The 20,148-nt window shown below is 73.6% G+C and carries 22 protein-coding genes; 10 read left to right on the forward strand and 12 right to left on the reverse strand.

Annotated features, from left to right (window positions below; translation table 11 throughout):
• Nucleotide 1 precedes the first annotated feature (1 nt).
• The 9 genes from C3492_RS03930 to C3492_RS03970 form a co-directional block, all read right to left on the reverse strand.
• Nucleotides 2-1,141: a GNAT family N-acetyltransferase gene (locus C3492_RS03930; protein WP_103810297.1), complete on the reverse strand. Its 1,140-nt coding sequence runs from the start codon at nucleotides 1,139-1,141 to the stop codon at nucleotides 2-4.
• Nucleotides 1,138-1,785, reverse strand: a complete 648-nt coding sequence (locus tag C3492_RS03935; protein WP_103810298.1) for a lipopolysaccharide biosynthesis protein — start codon at nucleotides 1,783-1,785, stop codon at nucleotides 1,138-1,140. Before C3492_RS03935 ends, C3492_RS03930 begins: the two co-directional genes overlap by 4 nt.
• Nucleotides 1,782-2,939 carry a glycosyltransferase gene (locus C3492_RS03940; protein ID WP_103810299.1) on the reverse strand — a complete coding sequence of 386 codons (1,158 nt, stop codon included), beginning with the start codon at nucleotides 2,937-2,939 and terminating at the stop codon, nucleotides 1,782-1,784. The genes C3492_RS03935 and C3492_RS03940 overlap by 4 nt, the downstream gene beginning before the upstream one ends.
• Entirely contained in the window at nucleotides 2,936-3,697 is a 762-nt protein-coding gene (locus C3492_RS03945; protein WP_181140183.1) for a polysaccharide deacetylase family protein, read from the reverse strand. The genes C3492_RS03940 and C3492_RS03945 overlap by 4 nt, the downstream gene beginning before the upstream one ends.
• A complete protein-coding gene (locus tag C3492_RS03950) occupies nucleotides 3,681-5,585 on the reverse strand; it encodes a lipid II flippase MurJ (protein ID WP_374938321.1) in 1,905 nt (634 codons plus the stop codon). Before C3492_RS03950 ends, C3492_RS03945 begins: the two co-directional genes overlap by 17 nt.
• An 82-nt stretch (nucleotides 5,586-5,667) precedes the next feature.
• Entirely contained in the window at nucleotides 5,668-7,029 is a 1,362-nt protein-coding gene (locus C3492_RS03955; RefSeq protein WP_103810300.1) for an O-antigen ligase, read from the reverse strand.
• 3 nt (nucleotides 7,030-7,032) lie between these two features.
• Nucleotides 7,033-8,454, reverse strand: a complete 1,422-nt coding sequence (locus tag C3492_RS03960; protein ID WP_181140184.1) for an exopolysaccharide biosynthesis polyprenyl glycosylphosphotransferase — start codon at nucleotides 8,452-8,454, stop codon at nucleotides 7,033-7,035.
• On the reverse strand, nucleotides 8,451-9,716 hold the full coding sequence (locus C3492_RS03965) for a glycosyltransferase (protein WP_103810302.1): 1,266 nt from the start codon (nucleotides 9,714-9,716) through the stop codon (nucleotides 8,451-8,453). The genes C3492_RS03960 and C3492_RS03965 overlap by 4 nt, the downstream gene beginning before the upstream one ends.
• 55 nt (nucleotides 9,717-9,771) lie before the next feature.
• The gene (locus C3492_RS03970; protein WP_103810303.1) at nucleotides 9,772-10,869 is read right to left on the reverse strand and encodes a DUF3344 domain-containing protein; all 1,098 of its coding nucleotides are present in this window, start codon (nucleotides 10,867-10,869) and stop codon (nucleotides 9,772-9,774) included.
• Nucleotides 10,870-11,084: 215 nt separating this feature from the next.
• On the opposite strand from C3492_RS03970, the gene C3492_RS03975 reads away from it, so the two are divergent.
• The 7 genes from C3492_RS03975 (at nucleotide 11,085) to C3492_RS04005 (ending at nucleotide 15,867) form a co-directional block, all read left to right on the forward strand.
• Complete coding sequence (locus tag C3492_RS03975) at nucleotides 11,085-11,324, forward strand: chaplin (protein ID WP_103810304.1); 240 nt, start codon at nucleotides 11,085-11,087, stop codon at nucleotides 11,322-11,324.
• 171 nt (nucleotides 11,325-11,495) lie between these two features.
• Complete coding sequence (locus C3492_RS45390; protein WP_258055472.1) at nucleotides 11,496-12,581, forward strand: hypothetical protein; 1,086 nt, start codon at nucleotides 11,496-11,498, stop codon at nucleotides 12,579-12,581.
• 133 nt (nucleotides 12,582-12,714) lie between these two features.
• Complete coding sequence (locus tag C3492_RS03985) at nucleotides 12,715-13,002, forward strand: hypothetical protein (RefSeq protein ID WP_103810305.1); 288 nt, start codon at nucleotides 12,715-12,717, stop codon at nucleotides 13,000-13,002.
• Between the two features lie 161 nt (nucleotides 13,003-13,163).
• The gene (locus tag C3492_RS03990) at nucleotides 13,164-13,667 is read left to right on the forward strand and encodes a DUF5949 family protein (protein WP_103810306.1); all 504 of its coding nucleotides are present in this window, start codon (nucleotides 13,164-13,166) and stop codon (nucleotides 13,665-13,667) included.
• A 233-nt stretch (nucleotides 13,668-13,900) separates the two neighbouring features.
• The gene (locus tag C3492_RS03995) at nucleotides 13,901-14,413 is read left to right on the forward strand and encodes a hypothetical protein (RefSeq protein ID WP_103810307.1); all 513 of its coding nucleotides are present in this window, start codon (nucleotides 13,901-13,903) and stop codon (nucleotides 14,411-14,413) included.
• 100 nt (nucleotides 14,414-14,513) lie between these two features.
• Nucleotides 14,514-15,017, forward strand: a complete 504-nt coding sequence (locus C3492_RS04000; protein WP_103810308.1) for a tyrosinase family oxidase copper chaperone — start codon at nucleotides 14,514-14,516, stop codon at nucleotides 15,015-15,017.
• A complete protein-coding gene (locus tag C3492_RS04005; protein WP_103810309.1) occupies nucleotides 15,001-15,867 on the forward strand; it encodes a tyrosinase family protein in 867 nt (288 codons plus the stop codon). The genes C3492_RS04000 and C3492_RS04005 overlap by 17 nt, the downstream gene beginning before the upstream one ends.
• A 101-nt stretch (nucleotides 15,868-15,968) precedes the next feature.
• On the opposite strand, the gene C3492_RS04010 is transcribed toward C3492_RS04005, so the two are convergent.
• A complete protein-coding gene (locus C3492_RS04010; RefSeq protein WP_103810310.1) occupies nucleotides 15,969-16,262 on the reverse strand; it encodes a chaplin in 294 nt (97 codons plus the stop codon).
• Nucleotides 16,263-16,445: 183 nt separating this feature from the next.
• Here C3492_RS04010 and C3492_RS04015 point away from each other — a divergent pair, with 183 nt between their 5' ends.
• Nucleotides 16,446-17,036 (forward strand): DUF2087 domain-containing protein, encoded by a 591-nt coding sequence (locus tag C3492_RS04015; RefSeq protein ID WP_103810311.1) that lies wholly within the window; start codon nucleotides 16,446-16,448, stop codon nucleotides 17,034-17,036.
• A gap of 159 nt (nucleotides 17,037-17,195) precedes the next feature.
• Here C3492_RS04015 and C3492_RS04020 read toward each other — a convergent pair whose 3' ends face one another.
• Both C3492_RS04020 and C3492_RS46795 read right to left on the reverse strand, forming a co-directional pair.
• On the reverse strand, nucleotides 17,196-18,155 hold the full coding sequence (locus C3492_RS04020; protein WP_103810312.1) for a D-2-hydroxyacid dehydrogenase family protein: 960 nt from the start codon (nucleotides 18,153-18,155) through the stop codon (nucleotides 17,196-17,198).
• 212 nt (nucleotides 18,156-18,367) lie between these two features.
• Entirely contained in the window at nucleotides 18,368-18,625 is a 258-nt protein-coding gene (locus C3492_RS46795; RefSeq protein WP_374938322.1) for a hypothetical protein, read from the reverse strand.
• Nucleotides 18,626-19,113: 488 nt separating this feature from the next.
• Here C3492_RS46795 and C3492_RS04030 point away from each other — a divergent pair, with 488 nt between their 5' ends.
• Together C3492_RS04030 and C3492_RS04035 are read left to right on the forward strand one after the other, a co-directional pair.
• Nucleotides 19,114-19,320 carry a hypothetical protein gene (locus tag C3492_RS04030; RefSeq protein ID WP_258055473.1) on the forward strand — a complete coding sequence of 69 codons (207 nt, stop codon included), beginning with the start codon at nucleotides 19,114-19,116 and terminating at the stop codon, nucleotides 19,318-19,320.
• Between the two features lie 222 nt (nucleotides 19,321-19,542).
• Entirely contained in the window at nucleotides 19,543-19,962 is a 420-nt protein-coding gene (locus C3492_RS04035; protein WP_103810315.1) for a hypothetical protein, read from the forward strand.
• Nucleotides 19,963-20,148 lie beyond the last annotated feature (186 nt).

A 20,148-nucleotide genomic window follows, 5' to 3' on the forward strand; every position in this document is an offset into this window, starting at 1 on the left:
GTCAGCGCTGGGCCTGCTCCCGCCACCGGAGCAGCACTTCCCTGCCCCGCTGCCGGGCGTTCGCGTCGCACAGCGCGGCCATCAGCAGCGGGGCGGTGCGCCACCGGGCCATGAGCAGCCGTCTGTTGGTGACCTGTTCGGGCCGCCAGTGCCGCTTGTACGGCTCGTCGCCGCGCAGCAGGCTCAGCGTGCGGGGTTCGCTGCCGCCGGTGTACTCGGCGCAGGCGTCCAGCAGCATCACCGCGACGTCCACCTTCCGCTGGCGCAGGCCCGGATGGGCGCCGTACAGGTAGCCGCCGGCCAGGCTGCCCGAGAGGAGGGTCAGATCGACGGCCACCACCTCGTCGCCGATCCGGAACTCGGTGACCACCGCGTTCCCGGAACGCACCATCGGGCCCACGGCGCGCACCAGATGCTTCCGGAACCGGGGCCGCAGATGTTCGCTCGTCACCTTCCGGTCCTGCCATTGCAGTCGGTGCAGTTCCAGCAGCCGGCCGATCGCCGCGTCCACCTCGTCCGGGCCCACCGCCCGCCGCTGCACACCCAGCGCGGTCAGCCTGCGCAGCTTCGCCCGCGCCCGCTGGCCGGCTTTGCCCGAGGACAGCCGGGCGATCAGCTCGTCCATGGGTGCGGCGGGAAGTTCCAGGCACAACGAGTCGTCCACCGTGCGGCGAGGCCCGCGCCAGCGGTCGTAGATCCGCTCCACCGCGCCGCCCGGACGTACCTCGCGGAAGTCGATCAGCGCCGTGCCCGCCGCGACCGTGAGCGCGTCGGTGAGCGCGCCGGCCGCCCGCCCGTTGTCGCCGTCGTCCAGCAGCACGTCGGCGTAGTCGGAGATCGTCCCACCGAGCGGCACCAGCGCCGGCAGCGGGCGGCGCACCAGCATCAGCGGCGCGGCGGCCACCAGTTCCCGCCCGGCGTGTACGACCAGCAGCCGAAGCCGGCCGGGCAGACCGTACGACAGCCACCACGAGTGCAGCCAGGCGTGGCTCTGGAACGGCGTCGCGGCGGCGCACCGCGCGAAGAGCCGCCCCCAGGCGGGGGCCAGCGCGGCGAACCTCTCCTCGTCGGTGACGAGTTCGCTGATCAGTCCCGTGGCGCGGGCGGGGCGCGCGGTGCCCGCCGGGTACGTGGAGATCACAGCTGACCGTGTACGTCGGCGGCGACGGCCGGGCCGGGCACCGAGGGCGACCGGGTGATCTCCTCCTCAGCACGCCGTTTCGGGCGTACCAGCAGCACGAGGGCGCCGAACAGCCCGCCCGCGCTCGCGCCGACCAGTCCGGTCACCGCGGGGGACGGCGAGCTGGGCGCGCTGGGCTTCCCCGCGCGGGAGAACTGCATGAGTCCGACGTGGGTGTCGGCCTTGGCGGCATCGGCGTGGCGGATGAGCGCGCGGGCGACGGCGTTGGCCATGTCGGCGGCCTGGTCCGGGTGGACGGAGGTGGCGGAGACGGCGACCATGGGGGCGTCCGGTGATGTCGCGGTGCGCACGCTGTCGCGCAGGGTGCGCACCGGGACCCCCGCCCACACCTGGGCGTCGCCCAGCACCGCCACCTGGGTGGCGACCCGGCCGTACGCCTGTGCGAAGCCGAGCGCGGTGGCGGTGTCGGTCCGCTCACCGGGGACGGCGACGACATAGCTGGTCGCCGTGTACTCCGGGGGCTTCAGCACGCCGTACCCGCCGCCCAGCAGGCCGCCCGCCAGGACACCGGCCGCCACCAGCGACCAGGGTGGGAGCGCCCGGAGGCGGGACGTTCTGCGGTGCGGGACGTGGTTCTCGGTCATGACGGGCTGACTCCCTCGGGGGATCGGGACGGGGGGACCGTGCGGGTGAACGCCGCCGTGTAGACCTCCATGAGGCGGGCGGCGCTGCGGGTGATGCAGTAGTGGCGGGCCGCCTCGGGGGCGGTGCGCGGGCCCGGTCCGGCGGCGCGGACCTCGGCGAGCGCGCGGGCGTAGGCGCCGGCGTCGCACGGGACCCGCACCGCGTCCGGGGCGGCCCCGGGCGGCAGGTCCTCCAGGGCGGGGCAGGAGGTGTAGCGCACCGGCAGGCCGGCCGCCAGCGCCTCCACGACCGCGAGGCCGAACGCCTCCTCGGTGGAGGGCGCGGCGAGCACGTCCATCGCCGAGGCCAGCGCGGGCAGGCCGGGCCCGGACGAACCGTCCGGCAGGTACGGCCGTTCCCCGGCGAACAGCACCCGTCCGGCGACCCCCGCCGTGTACGCGGCCCGCCGCAGCGCGGGCTCCTGGGGGCCGCCGCCGACCAGCAGCAGCCGGCAGTCGGCCGGAAGACGGGCGAGGGTCTGGATCAGGACGTCGAAGCGCTTGCCGGGGATGAGCCGGCCGATGCCGCCGATGACGAACGCGTCGGCGGGCAGCCCGAGCCGGTCGCGGGTGCGCCGGCGGGCCTCCGGGTCGAAGGCGAACCGGGCCAGGTCGATGCCGTTGGGGACGACCGCGATGCGGGGCTCGGGCACCCCCCAGCGGGCGAGCCGGGCGGCGACCGTGGGGGAGACGGCGACGGTGGACCGGCCCAGCCGCTCGCCCAGCAGGTACAGCGCGCGGACCCCCGCGGTGAGCGGACGGCCCTCCATCTGCGAGTCGCCGAGGGAGTGTTCGGTGGCGACGACCGCGCGGACCCCGGCCAGCCGGGCGGCGATCCGGCCGTAGAGGCAGGCCCGGTAGAGATGGGTGTGCACGAGGTCGTACCGGCCGCGCCGGATGTGCCGGGCCAGCCGGGGCAGCGCGGCCAGGTCGCGGTTCCCGGCCATGCCGAGGTGGGTCACCCGGACCCCGTCCGCCGCCAGCCCGTCGGCCACCGCCCCGGGGTTGGTCAGCGTCACCACCTCGCACGCGACCGGCAGGTGCCGCAGCAGCAGCCGCAGTTGCTGCTCGGCGCCGCCCACGCCGAGCCCCGTGATGATGTGCAGGGCCTTCACCGCAGCCCCTCCACGGGCCGTCGGCGCAGCCGGTGCAGCCGGTACTTCAGGAACAGGCGCACGGCGGTGTCGTTCTGCCCGATGTACACGCGCGGCAGGACGTGCGGGCCGGTCAGCTCACCGGGGTCGATGGCGCAGGCGTAGGTGTAACCGGCCTCCCGTACGGCCTCCACGGCACGCCGGTCGACCGTGCCGTACGGGTAGCAGAAGCCGGTGACCGGGGCGCCGGTCAGCTCCTCCAGCGCCGCCCGGCTCTCGGCGGTCTCGGCCTTCAGCAGGCGGTCGTCGGCCCGGGTGAGGTCGACGTGGGTGAGGCCGTGCGAGCCGATCTCCATGCCCGCGGCGGCGGCCCGCCGGATGCCGTCGGCGGTCAGCAGCGGCTTGCGCGGGCCGAGGGGATCCCAGGCGTTGTCGCCGCCGAGCCGGCCGGGCAGCACGAACAGGGTCGCCGTGCAACCCCAACGCGTCAGCAACGGCAGGGCGTTGCCGAGGAAGTCGGTGTACCCGTCGTCGAAGGTGAGCGCCACCAGGTCCCGCCCCTCGCCCCGGGCCCGGGCGGCGAGCAGTTCGGCGACCGACACCCCCCGCAGCCCCCGCCGGCGCAGCCAGCGGAGCTGCCGCTCCAGCCGGTCCGGGCTGACCGTGAGGTGGTACGGGTCGTCGGAGCAGTCGCCGACCGAGTGGTACATGGCGATCCACGGGACCGGGCCGGGGGCGAGGTGCCGGATGGGAGCCGGGGACTCAACGAAGGACGGCATGGGTGAGCTTTCGGGTGAGGGTGCGTACGGAACGGAGTGCGGATGCGAAACCCTGGGCGCCCAGGGCCCAGCCGAGCAGGAGGAACACGACGGTCACCGTGGCACCGCCGGCGGCCAGCCCGGCGAGCGGGGCCGACGGCAGCCCCCCCACGAACCCGCCGACCACGGCGGCCACCACCGCCGCCCGCAGCGGACGGCTCAGCTCGTGCAGCACCGACCCGGTTCTGATGGGTACGCTGCGGCGCCGCATCCCGGCGAGGAGCAGGAGGGCGGTGACGGTGATGCCGGTGGCGTTGGCGGCGGCGATCCCGGTGACCCCCCAGGAACCGAGCGTCCCGGCTCCGGCCCAGGAGGTCGCGACGATGCCCGCGGTCATCGCGGCCACCGGGTACCAGGCGGCGCGCCCCGCCGAGAAGTAGGAGCGGACCAGGACGCCGGTCAGGGTCTGGCCGAGCAGGCCGATCGCGTAGACCCGCATCACCCCGGCGGTCGCCGCGGTGTCCTGGGCCGTGAACGCACCCCGCTGGAACAGCAGCTCGATCAGCTGCGGTGCGCAGGCCACGACCGCGGCCGTACCGAGCAGCACCAGGCAGCCGGCCAGAGCCAGGTCCTGCTCCACCCGGTTCCGGGCCCGCTCGGTGTCGCCGTCGGCCAGTGCCCGCGCCACCACCGGGAAGGTGACCGTGCACAGCATCATGGACAGCGTCATCGGGATCTGCGCGACCTTCTGCGCGTAGTTCAGGTGCGAGATGGCTCCGGCGGGCAGCTCGGAGGCGAGGAACCGCTCGATCAGCACCTGCGACTGCCGGCACAGCGCGAACAACAGCACCGTGGCCAGCAGCGGCACGTCCAACGGCTGCGCCGCGGCGGCGGCTCCGGCCTGCGTCCCGCTGATCCGGCGGAGGCGCAACTGCCGTACCAGGGAGGGGAGCTGGACCACCACCATCAGACAGCCGCCCGCCGCCACCCCGAACGCGGCCGACCGAACGCCCCACCGGCCGCCGAGCGTGTACATCGCCGTGACGATGCCGACGTTGTACGCGACGTAGATCGCGGCCGGTGCCAGGAAGCGGCGGTGGGCCCGGAGGGCCGCGCTGGCGTACCCGGCGAGGCCGAAGCTGAGCACGCACGTCGCGGTGAGCCGGGTGCAGTCCACGGCGAGGGCGGGGTCGGGCAGGCCCGGCGCGAGCGCGGTGACGAACTGCGGTGCGGCCACCGCGAGCAGCGCCCCGATCGCCGTGAATCCCAGGGCCAGCCGGGGCAGGGTGCCGGCCACCAGCGACCGCACGGGATCCCCCGGGGCGCCCCGCGCGCGGCGGGCCAGGGCCATGCTGAACGCGGGGATCAGCGCGAAGGCCAGCCCGTCCTCGATCAGCAGCGTGGCCGCGAACTCCGGCACGGTCCACGCGACCAGGAAGGCGTCCGTGTCCGGCCCGGCCCCGAACAGCCGGGCCAGTGACTGGTCCCGCACCAGCCCGAGCAGTGCCGCGGCGATGGAGAGGGAAGCGGTGACGAGGGTGGCGTGAGCGAGGAAACGCCGGGTGGGCGGGGCGTTTTCACGGGCCGGAGCGGGCGGAGGCGGCTGGTCCGGCGCGGGCGGCTGCTGCGCGGGGGCGGGGTCGAGGAGCGGTCGCGGTGGCGTCGCGGCGGGGTCCGCCCCGGTGGGCACGGGGTGTGCCGGCAGGTGGGCCTGGCCCGCCGCGGGAGCGGGTCTCCCCGTGGGGGGTTCGGCCGACCGGGCCACCGGCAGAGGGACCCCGCCCGCCCCGGGTCTCGTCTCCGCCGTCGGCCGGTGCGCCGTACCGGGCCGGCTCCGCGCGCCCCCCGTCGGCCCGTACGCCGTACCGGGCCGCGGCCCCGGTGCGCCGCCGGTTCCGGGGCGCGTCATGTCATCGGCCTTCGGTCGCGGTGGGGCGGCGGGGGCGTCCGGTGGGGTGCCGGCCGTCGCCTTCGGGCCGGGGGGATGACCGTCATCGCAGGGCCGCCTCCCCCGTCACCCTCTCCCGTGTGACGGGGGAGGCGGTGCTGCCGCAGGAAACGGCCCGGTCCGCGCCGATCAGCGCCCACCAGGCGACCAGACCGAAACACACCGCCGTCAGGACGGTCGACGGGCCGCCGATGTCGGCATACGCGAAGTCCACGAGCTGCCACACCAGCAGGCCGCACGCGATCAGCGCGCAGTCCAGGCCGTGGCCGCCGGCCGCGCGGGTCCGGCACAGGCCGCGCAGCGCGCACACCAGCAGGGCGAGCCAGGAGCCCGCGAGGCACAGCAGTCCGACCAGACCCTGTTCGCCGAGGACCAGCAGGTACATGTTGTGCGGTGAGAGCAGCGGCTGCCGGCGGTAGGCGGCACCCGCGCCCGCGATGTCGCTGCCCGAGGACAGCGCGAGCGAGGCGTGCCCGTCCCGGTGCTCGGGGAAGCCCTTCAGACCGACGCCGGTCAGCGGGCGTTCGCGCCACATGTCGACGGCCGCGGCCCACATCGTGTACCGGTCGGTGACCGACTGGTCGGGAGCGTCGGTGACCTGGGTGATGCTGTCGAACCGTTCCTGGAGCATCGTCGTACCCACGCCGAACCCGCCCACCAGCACCACACCCGCGGCCACCACGGCAGCCCCCGCCTTGAGTGCCCGGCGCAGGCCGGCCAGGACCAGCTGGACGGTGACGGTGACCGCGGTCGCGATCCAGGCACCCCGGCTGAAGGACAGGGCGAGCGGAACCGCGAGGGCGAGCGCGCAGCAGGCGGCGAACGCCCGCCCCCGTTCCACGGACCGGCCGAGCGCCAGGCCCACGGCGCACACCAGCCCGAAGGACACCACCGTCGCCATGCCCATCACGTCCGTCGCCCCGAAGGTGCCGACCGCCCGGATGTCCTGGCCCTGGTAGGAGGCACCGGTGCCGGTGACGTACTGGTGCACGCCCAAAGCCCCCTGCCACCCCGCGAGGGCCACCACCGACCAGGCCAGCAGCCGGAAGTCGGCCCGGCCGCGGACGAGGAGGACGACGGCGGCCGGAACGAGGACGAAGACCTGGAGGTAACGGCCGAGCCCGGTGATCCCGGCGCCCGGTGCCACCGCGTGCAGCGCGGCCAGCGCGAGGCCGGCCACCGGCAGCCCGAGGACCAGCGCGGCGGTGCGGGTGAGCGGGCGGCGGCGCGCCCGCAGCAGCCGTACCGCGCAGAAGAGGACGACCAGCGCGGACAGGGCGTCGGCGGGACCCGCGCCGCCCTCGTCGCCGGAGGCGACCGGCAGTGCGAGCAGGGCGACCACGGCCAGCACGGGCAGCACCGGCGACGGTCGCACGGGGCGGTGCAACGGCAGGGTGAGGGCCATCGGTCAGCTCCCCGTGGACCGTACGAGCGCGGCGGCGGTGCGCAGCATGATGCAGACGTCCTGCCACAGCGACCAGTTGTCGATGTAGGCGTTGTCGAAGCGGGCCCGGTCCTCGATCGAGGTGTCGCCGCGCAGCCCGTTGATCTGGGCGAGCCCGGTGATGCCGGTCTGCATGCGGTGGCGGGCCGCGTACCCCGGGTAGGTCTGGCTGAACTGGGCGACGAAGTAGGGCCGTTCGGGACGCGGGCCGACCAGGCTCATGTCGCCCCGTACGACGTTCCAGAGCTGGAGCAGCTCGTCCAGCGACGCCTGCCGCAGGAACCGGCAGAACGGGTTCATCCTCCGCTCGCCGGCCACGCTCCACCGGGTGGCCGCCTCGTGTTCGTCGGCCGGGCGGTGGGTGCGGAACTTCAGCAGCGTGAAGGGACGGCCGTCCTTCCCGATGCGCTCCTGCCGGAACACCACCCCGGGCCCGTCGGTGAGCCGCAGCACCACCGCGCACACCAGCAGCAGCGGGCTGATCAGTACCAGCAGCGTCCCGGCCACCGTGATGTCCAGCAGCCGCTTGGCCACGCTCGTCCGCCGCCGCGCGCCCAGGTCCAGGCGGCGCACGGCGAACCCGGCGAGCTGGTCGCGCACCTCGTACGCCGGACCGTCCGCGTCCACCTCCCAGAGCGTGCAGCCGGACTCGGTGAGCGCCCGCAGCAGCGGCCCCTTATCCGTGCGCACGTCCGGGTGGACGGTGAGGACGACCCGCACCCCGTTCTGGATGAGCGCCCGCTCCACCTCCTCGCCGGTGGTGAGCACCGGCAGCCCGCCGGCGCCGTCCGCGTGCTCCGCGACCACCCCCACCGGACGCACTCCGCAGCCCGGCTGCCGGAGCAGCGCGGCCGCCACCCGCCGGGCGGCCACCACGGGCCCGATCACCAGGGCGGGACGCGGGTGCCTGCGCAGCGCGACCCGGCGCCGCCAGTGCACCGCGCCCCGGCCCGCACCGGCCGCCACCGCGTGCAGAGCGCAGCCCAGCAGCAGCGTGGACGCGGTGAGGGCGCTGCCGGGGGCGTACGTGGCGAGCAGGGCGGCCAGGCCCAGCCAGACCACCGCGATCCGCGCGCACACCGCGGGGAGTTCGTCGAGGACGCCGTGCACCGACCGCGCGGAGGGCGGGCGCAGCAGCAGCGCGCCGGACACCAGCACCGCGACCGGCAGCGGCCGGCGGGTGGCCTCGTCCAGCGCGATGCCGCCCACCAGCGCGGCGAGCAGGTCGGTGGCGAGCAGGGGCAGCGGTGAGGCGGGCCGCTCGGGCGGGCGTCGCGGCGGGAACCGGAGGCCGCCTTCGGCGCGGGCCGGCAGCACGGAGACGGGTGAGAATCCGTGGTCCCATGGCTGCGCGCCGGGGGAGGGGACGGTGCTTTCCGCAGTCACGAGTGGTTGGACTCCCTGCACTCGGAGGGTACGAGCTCGGTTGTTCCGCCGGTCGCCGCCGGGGCGTCGCGGTCTGTGCCGGCGGTGCCGAGGAGGGTGCGGTAGAGGGCCGCGAACCGTTCGGCGGTGAGCCGCACGTCGTGCGTGGACAGGACGTACCGACGGCCTTGGTCGCCGAGCGCCGCGCGCAGTGGTGGGTCGGACAGCAGCCCGGTGACCGCGCCGGCCAGTGCGGTGGGATCCTGCGGCGGCACCAGGCAACGCTCGGCGAGCGCGCGCGGCAGGCTCTCCCGGGCGCCGTCGACGTCGGTGAGGACGACGGGTGTTCCGCAGCCCAGTGCCTCCAGCGGGGCGAGCGCCATGCCCTCCCAGCGTGAGGGCAGCACCACCAGGTCGGCGGCCCGGTACCAGGGCACGGGGTCGGGGACGGCGCCGGTGAAGTGGACGGAGGAGGGTGCCCTTCGTCGTAATGCCTCGCGGTCGGGGCCGTCACCGACGAGCACGAGCGTCGCCCGTGGCAGCACGCCGATGACCTCCTCCCAGGCCCGCAGCAGTACGTCTTGCCCCTTCTGGCGGCAGAGGCGGCCTACGCACACCACGAGGGGGCGGCCCTCGTCGCCGGGTGCGGGCGGCTCCGGCTGGAGCCCGTCGGCGGCGGCCCGCGGTGCGGGAGGGGGGACTGCCGGGCGGCCGGGCGCGGTGCCGGAGGGGGCGGCCGGGGAGAAGCGGGTCGTGTCGATGCCGTTGGGGATGACCGTGTAGGCCGCGCGCACCCCGGCGCGCAGACCCGTCGCGCGCTCCGCCTCGCTGACGCACACCACCCGGTCCGCCCAGCGCGCTCCCCACCGCTCCCAGCGCAGGGCGAGCGCAGCGGTGACGCCCCCGACCGCCTCGAAGGACCAGGCGTGCGGCTGGAACACGGTCGGGACGCGCCCGCGGACGGCGAGCCGCGCGGCCAGACCCGCCTTGGCGCTGTGCGCGTGCACCAGTTCGGGCCGAACCTCGTCGATCAGACGGGCGAGCCGGCGTACCTCGCCCGGCAGGCCGGGCCCCGGGGAGCGGCTCGCCCGCCAGTCCCGGACGTCGGCGCCCAGTTCTCGCAGGTCGGCGGCCAGTGCTCCGCCCGGGCAGGCCACCGTGACGCGCAGGCCCGCCGCGAGCTGGGCCCGCGCCAGGTCGAGCACGACCCGGGCGACACCGCCGTCGACGGGTTGCGCGAGGTGCAGGAGCCGGGGCCGAAGGTCGGGTGCTGGCTGGTGCATGCGCGGGTTACCTCGCTCACGGGGGCGCTCAGGACTGCGGTCGTGAACGCGGCTCCTACTTACGGGCGTCCACGGCGGCGAAGAGCGCGCCGGCCCATGCCGCGTCCGCGTGGGAAACGAGCCGGAAGCCGGGCTGGTCACCACCGCGCCGCAGGGCCCGGCCGAGATCCAACACGTCGGAGTCGTAGCCGAGCGTGTTGGCGTAGGCCGGAATCCGCCGGGCGGGTACGTCACCCGGTTCGCTGATCGTGGAGTTGAGTACGTCGTCCGGGGGATTGGCGGAGTCGCGCAGTGCGACGGGCGTACGCCGGGGGCCGAGGGAGAGCGTGAGCGTCTCGCCCACGCTGCCCCGGTCGCCGCCGTACGCCACCAGGCCGACGCGTCCGCCCGCCCCCGCCGGTACGCGCATCCCGGTGAGCCGGACGTCGACGGGGGTGTCCAGCGCCTCGAAGCCGTCCCACAGGGCCAGCTCGCGCAGCGGCTCCGCGGGGTTCTCGTACGCCACCACCAGGGTCCAGCCGCCCCAGGTCCCGGCCGCGGACCTGCCCACGGCGATGCCGACCTGCGCGACGGTGTACAGTCCCGAACCGCTCTCCCGCACCAGCCGGGTGACGTCGGCCGAGGCCTGGAAGGCGTTCGCGCCGGCTGCCTCCCGGTGGCCCTCGAACGTGTCGGCGAGGACCTCCTGGTACGCGCCGCCCGGTCCTGCGATCAGTACCCGCCCGTCGTCGCGCGGCGGTTTGTGCTCGCCGGCGCGCGGATTGCCGCCCCAGTACAGCCTGGCGTACGTGACCCGGCCGCCCTCGGGGACGCGGAGCTCGGCCCGGGAGGAGTTGTAGGTGCGCGGGTCGGCGTCGACGTCGACGTCGACCATGTCGAGGCCGGCGTTCGCCGGAGTCCGTCCGGCCCGCACCGCCTGGCACGCGGAATCCTCCGACGCGCGGCAGCTCACGGAGGCGTTGGCCGCGCGGACGAAGCCACCGTGCTGCACGGTGTGGTGACGCGGCGTCAAGACCTGGCGTGTGGCCTCGGCGGAGGGCGGCGCGCCCGTCCGGGCCGCGGCCGGCGTCGTCGGGACCGACAGGACGGCGAGGGTGGTGGAGGCGAGGACGCCCGCCGTTGTACGCAGCAGGGGACCCAGGAGATCGCACATGACCGAACGGTGCCCTTTCGCACGTCCTGAAGAGATCCGCAACTGTAGTCGATATACCTACAAACTCCGACAAACTCTGCAAGTGTGTTGGAAAGGTGAAGGCATCCCGTCCTCACGTCACCCCATTGGCGGCACAACCCCCGGCAGCGTCGTGCGTTGACACTGCGCCGGGCGTCCGCTCGGATGTTTGTGTCGATCCCAAGGAGCACCTCTCCATGTCGCGTATCGCGAAGGGCCTGGTCCTGACCTCCGCCGCCGTCGCGGCCGTCGCCGGCGGTGCCGGCGTGGCCTCCGCCGACGCCGGCGCGGGCGCTGTCGCCGCCAAGTCGCCGGGCGTGCTGTCGGGCAACGTCATCCAGGTCCCGATCCACGTCCCGATCAATGTGTGCGGCAACACCGTCGACTTCATCGCCCTGCTCAACCCCGCGTTCGGCAACGCCTGCGTCAACGACTGACATCGGGACGCACCCTTCGGCCGGCCGTCCGCCCCGCGCGCTCGTCGCGGGGCGGCCGGCCGGTTTTGCGCTCCTCCGAATGGATCACATTCCGTAGGCGAGCGGTTGCGCACGGAGAACGGTGAATCGACGGTGGGCACAGGCCCCCACTGTTCACCGAAAGGAACACCCATGCGTGATCTGCCTGTCCGGCGTCTCGCGTCCACCGTCCTGTGCGCGTCTGTACTGATCGGCATCACCGGTCCGATCGCGGTCGCCGCCGATGCGTCCCGGGAGCACGACCGCGCCGCCTTCCGGGCGCCCGTCCCGGCAGCGGAGAAGGAGAAGCTGCTCGCGCAGGTCAGGAACCTCGGCACCGCCGGTTCCGCCCTCGATCCGGTCGTCGACCTGCTCAACCAGTCGCTGGAGAAGGGCAAGCTGCCCGCCGACGAGGCCAGGCGACTGGGGGAGGCGGCGAAGCAGGCCGTCCGCCGGGCCGCCACTGATCCCAAGCCGGCCGCCCCGACGGCTCCCGCCCAGGCGACGGCCCCCGTGCGCCCGTCGGCCCCCTCCCAGCCGCCGACGACCACTCAGCCGACGGCGTCCGCGCAGCCCGCGGCTCCTGCAACGTCCACGGCGGCGACTCCCACGACCGCGTCCAAGCCCGCGGCTCAGGCGGCTGCGTCCAAGCCCGCGGCTCAGGCGGCGGCGACGGCGTCCGCGACTCCCACCGCGCCGGCGACGGCGTCCGCGACTCCCACCGCGCCGGCGAGTCCGACGGCCTCGGCGAAGCCCGCGGCACCCGCTTCTCCGGCGACCACGGCGAAACCCGCGGCTCCCTCGGTGCCGGCGACTTCCCCGGTGGCGACGAAGCCCACCAAGCCGAGCACCACCGCCACGCCGTCCGCCCCCGCGTCACCGTCGGCCTCCGCGGCACCTTCGGCCCCCGCCGTCCCCGCTGCCCCCGCGGTCTCCGGCGTCCCGGCGGCCCTCACCGTGAAGTCGGCCGAGCGGCACGCGGACATCGTCAGCCCGCTCTCGTCCCGTGACCTGGCCGATGACGCGCTCTCCGCACTGCAGACCGCGATCGACAATCTGGTGAAGGCGGTCACCGGGCAGCTGGACCAGCTCCTGTCGTCCGCCACCGACGTGGTCTCCGGCCTGGTCGACCTGCTGGGGCCGGACCTCCTCGGCGAGGACACGTCCGCTCCCAGCGTCGATTCCCTGCCCGCACTGCCCAGCCTCCCCGCGGAGCCCAGCCAGTCGGCGACCAGCTGAGACCTGTGCTCACCAGCGGCTGCACGGCAATTTCATATGTCTTCTCGATGCGGAGTTTCCGGCCCGGCCGGACATCGTTAGGCACGGCGTCAGAGACCCCTGGGTGACGTGAGTTGCCGAAGAGAGGAACACGATGAAGTCCCTGAAGGCCGCCGCCGTAGTCACCGGTTCCGTGGCCCTTGCGGGCGTCGCCGCACCCGCGTTCGCCTACGACGCCCACCACCTGCCGCCCATGAGCGTCAACGGCGCGCTCGCCCACCTCGCCGAGAAGCCACCCACGGTGAAGGACCTGATGCCGCTGCAGCACCAGTCGGACGCGCTCGACACCGAGAACAAGGACTCCGTGCTGAGTCACCTGAAGGACGTCACCACGTCGGTCAACCACCGGCCGCTGCTCGGTGGCCTGCCCCTGAAGCGCTGACGCCCTCCGCCCCCCCGACGGGCCGGTCCCGCAGCCACGCGGAACCGGCCCTCGGCGTATGAGGGGGCAGGTCCCCCGATCGTGTGGAGTGGCTTCGGACGCTGCTCCGGAAGGGTGACAAGCCGTCAGGTCGCACCACGGCCCGTCGATAGGGTCGCGCGGTGACCACAGTACCCAGCGAAATCCGCCCCTTCCGCGCCGCCGACCTCGGGACGCTCGCCCTGCTCGCCTGGATGGCCAGGAACGAGGAGGGTGCCGGCAGGACCCCCTGTCTGCTCGCCTGCTCTCTGGGCGACGGGCCGGGCGGGCCGGAGGGCGCGTCCGCCGCCGTGGCGCGGCTTCTGGACGAGATGCGGCTGCCGGTGGGCGGCGACCCCGTCGACGGCACGACCCGGCCGAGCCTGAAGGTCAGCATGCTGGTCGTCGCCGGCCAGATCGTCCTCCAGATGCCGAACGTCACCACCCAGGTCACGCCGCCCGCCGAGTGGCTGGAGGCGGTCGGGAACCTCGGTTACACGTATTTCATGTTCACCACGCGCGTCTGCCCCACGACCGGCCCTCGCCGGCCGGTCGCGGGCCCGGAGCTGGCCGCGTTCGCGGGAGCCCCGGAAACGACGAACGCCGCCGCGCACGTCTACCTGCCCGCCCGCAGCCTGCGCGCCTGACGCTCCGGTACGCAGGCGGAAGCCGGGGCCTCGCCCCCTCACCCGTCCTCACCGCACCAGGGTCCCCCGCTTCCGCACCTCCCCCGGTCGGGGCGCTGCCGCCGTCCGCCGGTGAGACTTCTGGACGAGCCGACTATTACGGCACCCGGGGGAATTGTGAAATGAAGGCGTTTTCCGCTCGTTACCCGGTACGGACCTCGAACCCCCGCCATTCCGAAAGGGACCGTACTGACATGAAGCCGACCACCCGAGGAACCCTTGCCGCCGTCATCACGGGCGTCGCGGCCACCGTGGGCGCCGCGGCCCCCGCCGCGGCATCCGGCACGGTCCCCGTCCCCGTGCCCCTGGGCGGCGCCTCCCGGTCGCTCGGCATGGAGGTGCCCAGGGTCGGCGCCGAACTGCCGCTGCTGAAGCCCGGCGCCCCCGACGGGCCCCGGTACGTCTCGGGCCGGCTCGTCCCCGACCGGACCCTGCCCCAGCTGCCGGTGAGCAGCGGGCTGCCCGGCCTGGACGCCAGGGCTCCGCTGCCGCGCCCCCTGGGGGACGGCTTCGACCACGTCGACGTGGACTCTCCCACCGGCGACCTGCGAGCCCTCACTCCCGGCCTGTCCCTGGACGCCCCCCTGACCGCACCCGCCGGGCGCGACTCCGGCCTGCCGGGCGCCAGGATTCCGCAGGTGGGTGTCCTTCCCCCGGTCGTGCACACCGTCGCGGACGGCAACGTGGGCACGGGTCCGGGACGGTGACCGGGCACGACCGTACCCGCCGTATGGCTCCTTGGCGGTGACCCCGCGCGCTTGCGGCCGGTTAGCCGGTACGGACACGTGAACCGGACGAGGAGCGAGCATGGTCGTCGGTGTGGGCGGAGCAGGGGTCGGTGCGGAGCGGCGGGCCGGGGCTAAGGCGACCAGACCGTCCCGGCGGGAGATGGCGCGGGGGCTGCTGGCCTCCGCCACCGCGCTGGCGCTGGCACCGCTCGTCGCCGCCTCCCGGCCGGTGCCACCGGCCGAGGGCACCAGCGGCAACTCCTTCGACGAGACCTACCGGGGCCGCCGTATCCGCGGTGCCCTGGTGCCCGCCGCAGGCCGCGAGGAGGCCGGCATCGAGTGGCGGATCACCATCGACGGCCGCCCGCTGCACCTGATGCGCCGGGCCGACGGCACCTGGCTGAGCATGATCGACCACTACACGTCGTACCGGACGCCGCTGGAGGCGACCCGGGCCGCCGTGGACGAGATCGGGCCCGGCCGGCGGCTGCGCGACCTGGCGCCGCGCCCGTTCGTCGGACACTTCGGCGCGGGCAGCGGGGAACAGGCGCACCAGGGGGGCCGGCATGACGTACGTGCGTAAGAACGTCAGCACGCTCACCGCGGGCGAGCGACGACGGTTCGTGAACGCGCTGCTGACGCTGAAACGGCGCGGTGAGTACGACGAGTTCGTGCGCCTGCACATCGACTTCTACACCACCGACGGCGAGCACGGGCTGCGCACCGCCCACATGGCGCCGTCCTTCCTGCCCTGGCACCGCAGGTTCCTGCTGGACCTGGAGCGGGCGCTGCGTCGCGTCGACTCCTCGGTGACGGTGCCGTACTGGGACTGGACCCGGGACCGTACGACGGCCTCCGTGCCGTGGACGAAGGACCTGCTCGGCGAGAACGGCCGGCGCTCCGACCGGCAGGTGATGACCGGTCCGTTCGCCTATGCGGCGGGCCACTGGACCCTCAAGGAAGGCGTCACCGACGGCAAGTTCCTCACCCGGGACCTCGGCCGCTCCGCCGCACCTCTCCGGCTGCCCACCCGCAGCGAGCTGCAGTGGGCTCTGGACGACCCCGTCTACGACGCCTGGCCCTGGGACTCCACCGTCCGCAGGGGCTTCCGCAACAAGCTGGAGGGCTGGGGCGCCGGCAGCGGCAGCGGCTCGTGGAAGAACCACAACCGGGTGCACCGCTGGGTCGGCGGCGCCATGCTCGGCGGCGCGTCCGTCAACGACCCGGTGTTCTGGCTCCACCACGCCTTCCTCGACCTCCAGTGGTACCGCTGGCAGCGGGCCCACCGCCACCACCGCTACCTCCCGGCCGAGCCGCCCGGCACCTCCGACAGGCAGCACAAGCGGGTCGTCGCCCGGCATGAGAAGCTGCCGCCGTGGGACGAGACGCCGGACGAACTGGAGGACGTGAGCCGGATCTACCGGTACGCGTGAGCAACCGGTGCGCGTGCGCACGTGCCCGTGCGCCGGGCCGGACACGGCGAGAGCCCCGGCGTTCGCAGTGCCGGGGCTCTCGCCTGCGGGGGCCGATCCGCTCAGTTGCCGTAGCCGCTGTGACCAGGGCCGGGGTTGCCGGTCTTGCCGTGGTCGCCGTCGTTGGCGCAGACGTTGCCGAACGCCGGGTTCAGCAGCCCGACGATGTCCACGGTGTTCCCGCACACGTTGACCGGGATGTGCACCGGAACCTGGATCACATTGCCGGAGGCCACACCGGGCGAGTCGAGGGCCGCACCCTCGGCATTCGCGTCGGCCAGGGCCAGTCCGGCCCCGCTGACCACCACGGCACCGGTGCCGAGAGCGATACCGGCTGCCTTCGCGATGCGAGACATCACATTCTCCTTCTGTAGCTCGGGAAGCGCGACGGCGGAGCAGCCACCGCACTTCCCGTTCAACGGCGCCGCACCAGGGGGGTCACGGTGACCAGCGGTGGATCACTCTTTCAACGCGGGCACCGTCGAGATGCCGGTGTTTGTTCACGGGCGTCGGCCGGGTCCCCGCCCTACCCTCCGGGTATGGACACGGACAACGTTCCCGACAGCGTTCGCGGCGCCGGTACCGACGCACGTGAGCGGTCGCGGCGGCTGATCGGTCTGCTCGCCGAGGAGAACAGGCTGCGGGCCTTCGCGGCGGTGGCGCTGGGCGCGCGCAGCACCCGGCAGGTCGCCGAGACGGCGGGGCTGCCGCCCAAGGACACGGCGGTCGCGCTGCTCAGACTGCGCGAACAGGGAGCCGTCACCGGCGGACCGGAGGGCGGCCTGGCCGTCGCCCGCGACCTCCTGCGCGAACTGGCCCGCCCGGAGGAACCGCAGCGGTCCGCGCGACCGGCCCCGGGCGATGTGGTGAGCACCTTCGTCCGGGACGGTCGTCTGCTCCGGTTGCCGGCCCAGTGGGCCCGGAAGCAGCAGGTGCTGCGGCACATCGCGGAGCGCACCTTCGAGCCGGGGGCCGACTACCCGGAGCGGGTCGTGAACGAGCGCCTGCGGGCCTGGTGCGAGGGCTTCGAGGAGATCGACCATGTGGCGCTCCGGCGGTATCTCGTGGACCTGCACGAGCCGCGCCGGAGCGAGGGCGTCTACGAACGCGTGCGGGCCCAGGCCGCCTGACCGGTCTGAACGCGTACGGGCCCAGGCCACCTGACCGGTCCGGACGCGTGCGGGTCCAGGCCACCTGACCGGTCCGGACGCGTGCGAGTCCAGGCCACCTGACCGATCTGCACGCGTGCGGGTCCAGGCCACCTGACCGGTCCGTCGCAGGGACCGCCGTCAGGGGAGGCGTCGTACGGGGGAGCCCGCCAGGTAGGCCTGGATGTTCTCGACGGCCTGGCCGTAGTACGTCGTGTAGTTGGCGTGGGACACGTAGCCGAGATGGGGCGTGGCGAGGAGACGCGGCGCGGTACGCATCGGATGACCGGCCGGCAGCGGCTCGGTGTCGAAGACATCGACGCCGGCGCCGGCGATCCGCCCCTCGTGCAGCGCGGCCAGCAGCGCGTCCTGGTCGACGATGGCGGCACGGGAGGTGTTGACGAGGTAGGCGGTCGGCTTCATCAGGGCGAGTTCGGCGGCGCCGACCAGGCCACGGGTGCGGTCGCCCAGGGCGAGATGGACGGACACGAAGTCGCTGTCCCGGAACAACTCCTCTTTCGATCCGGCGAGCTCGACACCCACCTCCTCGGCGCGCTCCTCGGTGAGGTTCTGGCTCCACGCGCCGACCCGCATGCCGAAGGCGAGTCCCACCCGGGCGACACGGCTGCCGATCTTCCCCAGCCCGAGCAGGCCCAGCCGGCGGCCGTGCAGATCGGCGCCGACCGTCGATTGCCAGGGCCCGTCGCCGCGCAGCGCGTTGCTCTCCTGGACGATCCCCCGGGCGAGACCGAGCAGCAGCGCCCAGGTCAGCTCGACCGGTGGGGTGCTGGAACTGGCCGTACCGCACACGGTGACCCCGTGCGCCTCGGCGGCGGCGTAGTCGATGACGCTGTTGCGCATCCCGGAGGCGATGAGCAGCTTCAGCCGCGGCAGGCGGGCGATCAGCGAGCCGGGGAAGGGGACGCGTTCGCGCAACGTCACGACGATGTCGTACCCGGCGAGCGCCTCCGCGACGGCGTCCTCTCCGTCGAGGTGCTCGCGCAGCGCGACGACCTCCACCTGCTCCTCGATCACCGACCAGTCGGCCGACCGGGTCGCCACACCCTGGAAGTCGTCCAGCACCACACAGCGAAGTCGCACGCGATCTCCCTCCCGTGCGGCGACTCTAGCGCGGGGGCCTGTGCGGCGCTGGCAGTGAGTGCGGTTGCCGTCCGCCGCCCACTCTCACCACGGCGTGGGCGGCCGCCGGCACCTTGCCGGTGCCGCGCCTGGATCACCGAGTGCCGTTGCCGCCCGGTGCGTTGTAGTCAGAGCCGCCGTCACTGCCGCCGACCGCAGCTTCCGAGTACCGCTCAGATCCGCCCGCCGGTCAGACGAGTGATCGGACCGTGCGTACGGCGCCCCGCGCGGTGGCCCGCCAGGTACGACGTGGCACCGAGCGCGGACAAGCCGGCACCCACACCGGCGGCCAGGAGCTTGCGCTGGGCGATCACCGTCCATGCCGTCTTGGCGAAGGCCACGGCCTGTCCCGAGGCAGCGACGACGGCCTGGCGGCCGGCTTGGACGCGCTCGGCCGCGCTGTGCACGACCGCGGTGCTCGTCCCGGCCACACGCCCAGCCTCATCCACCGCTGCCGACGCCACGTCACCGGTCTTCTCGGCCGCCTTGTCCGCCGCCTGCGACGCGGAAGCAGTTGCCTTCGTCGTGGCCTGCCGGGCCTTGGCAGACGCACCCCGCTTGGATACGGAACTCTGATTCGTGCCGCTGTTCGACTGACTCATGGACTTCGCCTTGCCGCTCCCACCGACGGCAAACTCGCTCCGCGGCTAGCGTCCGGAGGTGATCAGCGATTTCCTCGGCGCTGTCGGGGAGCCCCCTGGCCACGCCAGACGTAGCGGATCGCCTGGAACTGCTGGTGTCCCAGGTCGTTGATGTCATCTGTGGATGTCAGAACGGTGCCACCGCACGCGCTCGCTGGCACGATGATCCTGTGGTTGATCTGGAGCGCATCAAAGCAGAGAGTGTCGCGTACTTCCGATCTCTTGGTGAGGGGGCCACTCTGCGGTACCACTTTCGCCATGCCGACGAGGAGGGCGGCTTGTGGTACTTCGAGGCCGTACCCGACCGCGGTGAGTTGATCGCTATAAAGCAGGCCGAGCTGACTCCGGCCGGCCGACTCCACCGGTACAGCTGGGAACACCTGGAGGACGAGCACGGGTTCCTGACGGACCAGGCGCTCGCCCCTGAAGAGGACCCGCTGGAAGCCATCCCGGCCAAAGAGTTCCAGCGGGTCTGGACTCGGTGACAGGGTTGGACAACCACTTCAGGAGAGAGGCTGGGGAGTCTTGCTGGTCACCTGCGGCTCTGTTGGTGGAGCTACCTGGCACGGGTACGCCTGCCAGGCACCCGTGTTGACCGCAGCTGACCCCTGCATCTGGCACGGCTGTGGCACGCGACCTCTTGGTCCCGAACCAGGCGCGGGCGTTCGGTCCAGGTAGTAGGACCAGAAGGGGATCGTGGCGTACTGATGGTCTTCGGGTGTCGGCACAGGGCGACCGACCTCGAAGTCGCCAACGGCGGCTTCGGAGTCTGGGAGTGCCTCTCGCTGACGGACACCGGCAATTGGTTCAGCGACGAGCGGGACATGATCGAGGCTCACCGGCTCTTCTCGGCGAAGGACGACTCCGGCATCCCCGCAGCGCCCGAGGGGGTCGTCCCGCTCATGGACCGCGGCTGCTGCATGTGGACCATGATCGACTTCAGTACTCCCGAGGGCTGCGTCTGGGACTGGGATGCCAATGACTGCTGCGTCCCGGTACCGACCACCTTGACCCTCGCGCGGTGGCTCACGGGCTGGCTGGAGGGCTGGATCGTCCCAGGGCCGTACTCCCCGTTCCGTATACACGCTGACGACTGCCTTGACCGGCAACCGTCAGTTTCTTCGTAGTGGGCTCGGTTGCAAGCATCATCCCGTCATCGACGTGCTGGGGCCTCTCAGACAACGCCGCTGTTCAGGGCGTTGCGGACGCAACGCCGGATAGGGCTCGCCCGCACGTCGTCCACGGGAGCCCTGACCAACGCTTTAGGAGCGAGGTTGGGTAATCACTCGGCTGACCAGCGGCTGTCGGCCCTC

The organism is Streptomyces sp. Ru62 (assembly GCF_002920615.1).
In the GTDB taxonomy this organism is placed as follows: Bacteria; Actinomycetota; Actinomycetes; order Streptomycetales; family Streptomycetaceae; genus Streptomyces.